The organism is Xanthovirga aplysinae (assembly GCF_009711365.1).
Classification (GTDB): domain Bacteria; phylum Bacteroidota; class Bacteroidia; order Cytophagales; family Cyclobacteriaceae; genus Xanthovirga; species Xanthovirga aplysinae.
In genome coordinates this window covers 1-6,816 of record NZ_SMMB01001034.1, presented here as the reverse complement: position 1 = coordinate 6,816, position 6,816 = coordinate 1, and the positions used below count along the sequence as shown (strand labels likewise).

At 35.4% G+C, this 6,816-nt stretch carries 6 protein-coding genes; 3 read left to right on the top strand and 3 right to left on the bottom strand.

Features of this window, described 5'->3' with window-relative positions; all coding sequences use genetic code 11:
• Window positions 1-1,151 (top strand): PAS domain-containing sensor histidine kinase (locus E1171_RS10985; RefSeq protein WP_187696395.1); only part of this gene is annotated, 1,151 nt, incomplete at its 5' end.
• Between the two features lie 56 nt (window positions 1,152-1,207).
• Here the strand turns inward: E1171_RS10985 and E1171_RS10980 are convergent.
• The 3 genes from E1171_RS10980 to E1171_RS10970 form a co-directional block, all read right to left on the bottom strand.
• Complete coding sequence (locus E1171_RS10980) at window positions 1,208-2,452, bottom strand: M56 family metallopeptidase (protein ID WP_155206054.1); 1,245 nt, start codon at window positions 2,450-2,452, stop codon at window positions 1,208-1,210.
• Window positions 2,442-2,828: a BlaI/MecI/CopY family transcriptional regulator gene (locus tag E1171_RS10975; protein ID WP_155206053.1), complete on the bottom strand. Its 387-nt coding sequence runs from the start codon at window positions 2,826-2,828 to the stop codon at window positions 2,442-2,444. The genes E1171_RS10980 and E1171_RS10975 overlap by 11 nt, the downstream gene beginning before the upstream one ends.
• Before the next feature lie 149 nt (window positions 2,829-2,977).
• Window positions 2,978-3,649, bottom strand: a complete 672-nt coding sequence (locus tag E1171_RS10970; RefSeq protein ID WP_155206052.1) for a DUF4159 domain-containing protein — start codon at window positions 3,647-3,649, stop codon at window positions 2,978-2,980.
• Between the two features lie 234 nt (window positions 3,650-3,883).
• On the opposite strand from E1171_RS10970, the gene E1171_RS10965 reads away from it, so the two are divergent.
• Both E1171_RS10965 and holA read left to right on the top strand, forming a co-directional pair.
• Window positions 3,884-5,725, top strand: a complete 1,842-nt coding sequence (locus E1171_RS10965; protein ID WP_155206051.1) for a pyruvate kinase — start codon at window positions 3,884-3,886, stop codon at window positions 5,723-5,725.
• A gap of 48 nt (window positions 5,726-5,773) precedes the next feature.
• The gene (gene holA, locus E1171_RS10960; protein WP_155206050.1) at window positions 5,774-6,796 is read left to right on the top strand and encodes a DNA polymerase III subunit delta; all 1,023 of its coding nucleotides are present in this window, start codon (window positions 5,774-5,776) and stop codon (window positions 6,794-6,796) included.
• Window positions 6,797-6,816: the final 20 nt, after the last annotated feature.

The window sequence follows — 6,816 nt, the reverse complement described above, 5'->3', positions numbered from 1 at the left end:
TACAAACCCATAATTTATCTGTAGAGGTAAAAGAAAAGCAAAAGGTTTTGGAGAAAATTACAGATTATAAGACTAGACTTCAAGAGGCAGGAAAAATGGCTCAATTATATGCTTGGACCTATTTCCCTCAAAGTAATTCTGTGGAGATATCTGAGGAATTGAAAGAATTTTTAGGCTTTAAATTAGACCAAAGTTCTTTTCGGTTTGGTAGTAAAATAGATTTAGTTCATCCAGATTCAAGGGAAAAATATTTTCGGTTTTTTAAAAGCTTAAGGAAAGGGATTCAACCTAAGAATGTTGTGATTAAGTATCGAACACCTTCGGGGTTAAAGCACCTTATTTTTAGGGCAAAGCCTCTTTTTAATCTAAAAAAGGAGGTCTATAAGGTTATGGGGGTTCTTCAAGATATTTCCTATCAGAAAGAGATTGAGCGCCAATTAAGGGCGAAAAATGTAGACCTTCAAAAGATTAATCAGGAATTAGATAAGTTTGTTTATAGTATTTCACATGACATTAATGCTCCTATTTCTTCAGTTTTGGGATTGCTTAATATCATGAAATATGACTTGAAGATTCCCAAAGCGTTGCTCTATGTTCGGAAAATGGAAAATAGTGTGATGGCTTTGAAGAATTATGTTGGGGCAGTTTTAGATTTTTCCCGCAATACCCGAATAGCAATTGAGGTCGAAGAAATTAATTTTCCAGAGATAATAAGGGATACTTTTGAAAAACTAAAGGTCATTCCAAAGGGGGAAAAAATAACCTTAAGAAAGGAGATGGATATACAGTCTTCTTTTTATTCGGATCCTTACCGTCTTAAAGTGATCTTTTCGAATTTGATAACTAATGCAATATTATATGGTGATTTGGGGAAAGATCATCCTTATGTTCGAATTTCAATTCAATCTTATAAAGAAAAGTGCCTGATAAAGTTTGAGGATAATGGTATGGGAATTCCTGAAAACTTGCAGAGAAAGGTATTTGATATGTTTTTTAGGGGGAGCGAGCTATCCACTGGATCAGGTTTGGGACTGTATGTCGTTAAGGAAATGATATTGAAATTGGGAGGGAAAATTATGTTAACTTCAGAGGAGGGGGTAGGCAGTACTTTCAATGTTGTGCTTCCTAATTTGACGTCGAGTGAAAACTAAAGAATGAAAATTTTTAGAGATAGATATTTTTTCACCCTTTCTTATTTTGAAGTCTTTTATAGTTTGAAAATAATTGGTAAAACCATCTTTACTTTTACTGCTTGTCCTTTTTGATGGCCTGGCTCCCATTTAACTTCTTTACTTACCTTTTTTAAAACTTTTACGGCCTCTTCATCACAACCATAGCCGATACCCTTTAGACTTTTTATTTGGCCAACGGTTCCATCTTCACTGACAACGAATTGTAGAAATACTCTCCCTTCAATCCTATTGGAAAGGGCTTTTTCAGGGTAATTTAGGCTCTCGGAAATTTTTTTATAAAAATTAGTTAATCCGATTTTAGGTTGGGGCTGTTGCTCAACCATCGTAAAGATTTCATCTGTGATTGTAGATGGTTTAGTGATTTTAAGGTTAGTTTGAGAGGGTTCATCTCCTTGAAGTTGCTGTACTTCACAAGAGACGATTAGAATAGCTGAAAAGGTCAAGGAAATTGTTAATACATGATTCCACCCCAAGTTTGATGCTTTTTTTGTTTTAATCATCTTAATCCGTTTTAAGGTTTTGGATTTTTGAAAATGATTAACTGCTCTCACTTCCATTTGCTGAATAATTTGCCGTGCTAGTAAATTTATATAGTTCTCAGGTGGAAACTTCTTTATTACTCTCAGGTCTGCTAAGTATTCATGGGTCTCTTCCAGTGCATTTTGATAGAATCTAAAAATGGGATTAAACCAAAAGATGACATTTAAAAGTTGAAGGATAAGAATGTCATAGCTATGTTTTTCTTTAATATGGACGAGTTCATGTTCTACTATTTCCCTGGCTTCTTCCGGTGTTATTTTAGCGGTATTATTCCACATTACATAATTGAAAAATGCACATGTAGGATAATTTCCGTCCGTTTGAATTATAGTATAATCTCCTTTATCTAATCCTTTTCTTCGTCTTATAAAGGTTATAAGTTGGTAGTATGGGGTGAGGTTTTTAAAGCCGAAATAAAGAAAACCTACACCATAGATGAAAAGCAGGAAATTGGGCCAACCGTATAAAAAAGAGAGGGAGGAGTTATCAGAGATGCTTACCTGATTTAAAATGACCAGGTATTCTGTTTCTTTTTCGAATCCGAGTTGGGCGGGATATATTGGAATATGAATAAATGGAAGAATAAGGCTGAAAAAAATGCTTCCTAGAAGGTATATTCTATTGAAATTAAAAGTTTGTTCTTTTCTTAGCCCCAGAAAGTAAAAAATAAAAAAAACAAGTAAACATAGGGTGGAGGTGAGTAGGAAATTAACCATCATTATTATCTTTGGTTTTTTCTAATCCACCTTTAATATGACTCATAATTTGGTCAATTTCTTGAATGTCCAAATTGTTGTCTTTTGCAAAAAATGATACAAGCCTTTCAAAACTTCCTCCAAAATAGCTTCCCATGAAATTTTTAAGAAAAAAACTTCTATATTGATCTTTTGGAACAAGGGGGAAATATTCATGAGTTTTGCCATAAGCCTTATGTCCAACAAAGCCTTTTTTCTCCAAAATACGAATAATCGTAGAGACGGTATTGTAGGCAGGTTTAGGTGCAGGCATTTTGGCAATTATGTCCTTTACAAAACCTTTTTCTAATTCCCAGAGAATCTGCATTACTTGATCTTCTGCTCTAGTTAGTTCTTTCATTAGTACACCGGATAATTTTCTATAAGGGAATTTATGGCAATAATGTTGGTTTACCAAATAATTAGTTGTAAAACTAAATATCTAGTTAAAAGTTCTTTTAAAAAGTATTAATTCTCAGGAAAAGAAAAGATTTCTCTCTTAAGAATAAATTAATCCCCACCAATAAAAGCAAAGCTCAAAATATTAGCTCCCATTTTTAAAGCTTGCTGACGAATAGGCTCTGGATCATTATAGATTTTCTGGTCTTCCCATCCGTTACCTAAATCCGACTCATAGGAGTAAAAACAAACCAGCCTTCCTTTATAAATTAATCCAAAACCTTGGGGGGCTTTTCCGTCATGTTCGTGCACCTTGGGTAGGCCCTTTTCGAATTTAAATTTTTGGTGGTATATGGGATGGTCAAATGGTAATTCAACAAACTCAAGTTCAGGAAATACTTTTTTCATTTCCAAACGAATGAATTGATCCAGTCCATAATTATCGTCAATATGCAAAAAGCCACCAGCAATGAGGTATTTTCTTAGGTTTTCTGCTTCTTGGTCGGAAAAGACCACATTGCCATGTCCTGTGAGATAAACAAATGGATAAAGAAATAACTCTTGACTACCTACGGAAACTACTTCCTCTTCCAGGGCAAGATTCATATTTAGATTTTGGTTGCAAAAGGAAATCAAATTGGGAAGAGCGGTTTTGTTCGAATACCAATCTCCACCACCATTATACTGTAGTTTGGCAATTTTTATTGAATTATTTTGCGCCAAAACCAAGGTAAATAGAAGTATTTGTAAAGAAAATAGGGAAATGATCTTTTTAACTGTCATCTAATTTCTTTTTTATCTACATGTTGTTGAATTCCACTTGAAAGTGATGAAAAATTATAATTAAATAAGATGGTATGTATTCATTATTCACAAATCATCACGAATGATTAATTATTTATTTATCTTTCATTATTAGTGATCCCCTAAAATACAACATAGTAATAGAAAGCTGCTCAATTTTTTTAGGATTATTTTTTTTAAGGAAACGTTTTATAATAAGGGGAAAGATAAAGAATGAGCACTTTTTATCCCGATATTGACCGTATTCATGAAGAGGTAGAACAAATAATTAACGATGTAAGAGAATTGGAGTCTGATTTTTGGCCACAAATTGATTTGATTAATTCCAATTTTCGAAAGAGTGCCATTAATTTAATTCACTACCTGGCTTTAAGAAAAGTGGACCTTTCGAGTCTTCAAGAAGGATTACGTGCTCTTGGAGTTTCTCGTTTAGGTCAGGTGGAAAAGCATGTAATGGCCAATCTTATTCGTCTTGATCATACCCTTTCTCTTATCAGAAACAAGAAGCCTGTTGTGGATGAGCCTCTTGATTTTATAAGCTATGAAGAGGGTGCGGAGTTATTGAATGGTCATACTCTTTCATTGTTAGGAAACCCACAAGAAGAACGCCGTGCTCGAATAATGGTAACAATTCCTACTGAAGTGGCATGGAATAGAGATTTTGCAGTCCAGCTTATTAGTTCTGGAATGGATGTGGCACGAATAAATTGTGCTCATGATGATCAGGCGGTTTGGGAAAAGATGATAAGAAACATAAGAGAAGCTGAGAAGCAATGTAACCGAAAGGTAACCGTGTTCATTGATCTTGCGGGGCCGAAACTACGAACAGGCCCCATTACAAGAAGAAGGCAGTCGTTTAAACTTTCTCCAAAAAAAGATAGAAAGCAACAAGGTAAAATCCCTATTAAAGTACTTTTAAGCAGTGAGTTTGGTGAATCTCGTCAAGGGGATGTTATAAAACTTCCTTTTTTACCAGAAAAGAATGCAAGATTGAATACTGGGGATATACTACATTTTATGGATGTAAGGGGAAAATTTAGAAAGTTAGTGGTCGATAATGAGGGTGAAGAAGGTTATGTTGCTTTTTTAGACAGAAAGACTTTCGTTCAGGAAAATTTGGAAATTTTTAGAGGTGAAAAGAATGAAAAAGTGGGTAGAATAGGTGAGTTGCCTTGGAAAGAGCAATCAATATTCTTATTTGCTGGAGATTTGTTGGAGTTAAGTAAGTTTGAGGCTGAAGGGGGACCTGCAGAATATGATTCTTCCGGTCGTTTGTTTCGATTGGCGCGCATTTCCTGCCCTTCTGAAGTGATTTATACCCACGTAAAAGTAGGGGAGAGAGTGCTGATTGATGACGGTAAAATTGGGGGAATAGTTGAAAAAGTGAATGATGAGCATCTTCTTATTAGAATTACCTTGGCTAAAACCAATGGCAGCCGCTTAAGGTCAGATAAAGGAATAAATTTTCCAGACAGCCATTTGCGATTAAATGGCTTAACGGAAAAGGATAAAAAAGATCTGGCTTTTATTATTGAACATGCCGATGTGGTAAATATGTCTTTTGTGAATGGCCCCCAGGACGTATATGACCTTCAAACCACACTGAAAAATCTGGGAAAAACCGATTTTCCAATTTGCTTGAAAATTGAAACGATGGATGGTTTCCGCCACCTACCTGCAATTCTATTAACAGCTATGCGTAGTCCGATAGTGGGTGTAATGATCGCCAGAGGTGATTTGGCTGTAGAATGTGGATGGAATCGTTTGGCTGAAATTCAAGAGGAAATTTTGCTACTATGTGAGGCGGCTCATATCCCTGATATATGGGCAACACAGGTGTTAGAAAGGTTGGCTCAAAAAGGTCAACCATCAAGGGCCGAAATTACTGATGCTGCTATGTCTCAAAGGGCAGAATGTGTTATGTTAAACAAAGGTCCACATATATTGGAAGCAATTGATATGCTAAATGAGATTTTATGCAGTATGCGTCCACATGCAAGAAAAAAGACTTCCGTATTACCTTCCCTAAAAGGCTTGATGCAAATTTCTATTTGATGGCGAATTCTTTAACTTAGCACCTCAGAAATTCCTAAATTTTTTACTATGGCTCAGTCAGCAGAGGTGGTATTAAACGCTTTGCAAGAAAATCAATATGCTCCAGTCTATTTTTTACAGGGAGAAGAAACCTACTATATTGATTTAATTTCTTCTTTTATCGAAAATAATGCTTTACCTGAAGCGGATAAAGGGTTTAACCAGATGGTAATCTATGGGAAAGATGTAGAAATGAATGCGGTTATTACCAATGCCAGAAGGTTTCCCATGATGGCCGAACGCCAGGTGGTGATTGTAAAGGAGGCGCAGGAAATACAGGATTTGAACAGGGAATCCGGGTATAAAATACTGGAAGATTATGTAAAGAACCCATTACCCTCGACAATTTTAGTTTTTTGTCATAAACACAAGACACTGGATGGACGGAAGTCATTGGCTAAAACCATCGACAAATTTGCGATCCTGGTTAATACCAAAAAATTATATGATAATCAGATACCATCTTGGATTGCCAATTTTTTAAAAGAAAAAGGCCATAAGATTACCGAGAAAGCAAATCAGATGCTGGCGGATAATATTGGAAATGATTTGGAAAGGTTGGCCAATGAGATGGGCAAAATGTTGATCAATGTTCAACCCAAGGTAATGATTGATGAGCATATCGTCCAAAAGTTTGTTGGGATTAGTAAGGAATATAATATTTTTGAATTGCAACGAGCTATTGGTGTCGGAGATGTCTATAAAGCCAATCAAATCATTCATTATTTTAAAGCTAACCCTAAGGATAATCCCTTAATTCCAATTATTGCGGTTCTCTTTTCCTATTTTAATAAGATTCTTTTGATTCATCATTCCAGAGATAAATCTGAAAAGGCTGTAGCAAAAGCCATAGGGGTAAGCCCATATTTTGCGCGGGATTATTTGGGAGCAGCAAGGAAATACCCCTTATCCAAAGTAATTTCAAATATTCACTATTTGCAACAAGCCGATTTAAAATCGAAAGGTGTAAACAGTGGTGGAATGAAGGAAGGTGAAATTCTAAAAGAGCTGGTTTTTTATTTAATGCATTAGGGGATTAAGGAATCCTAAAA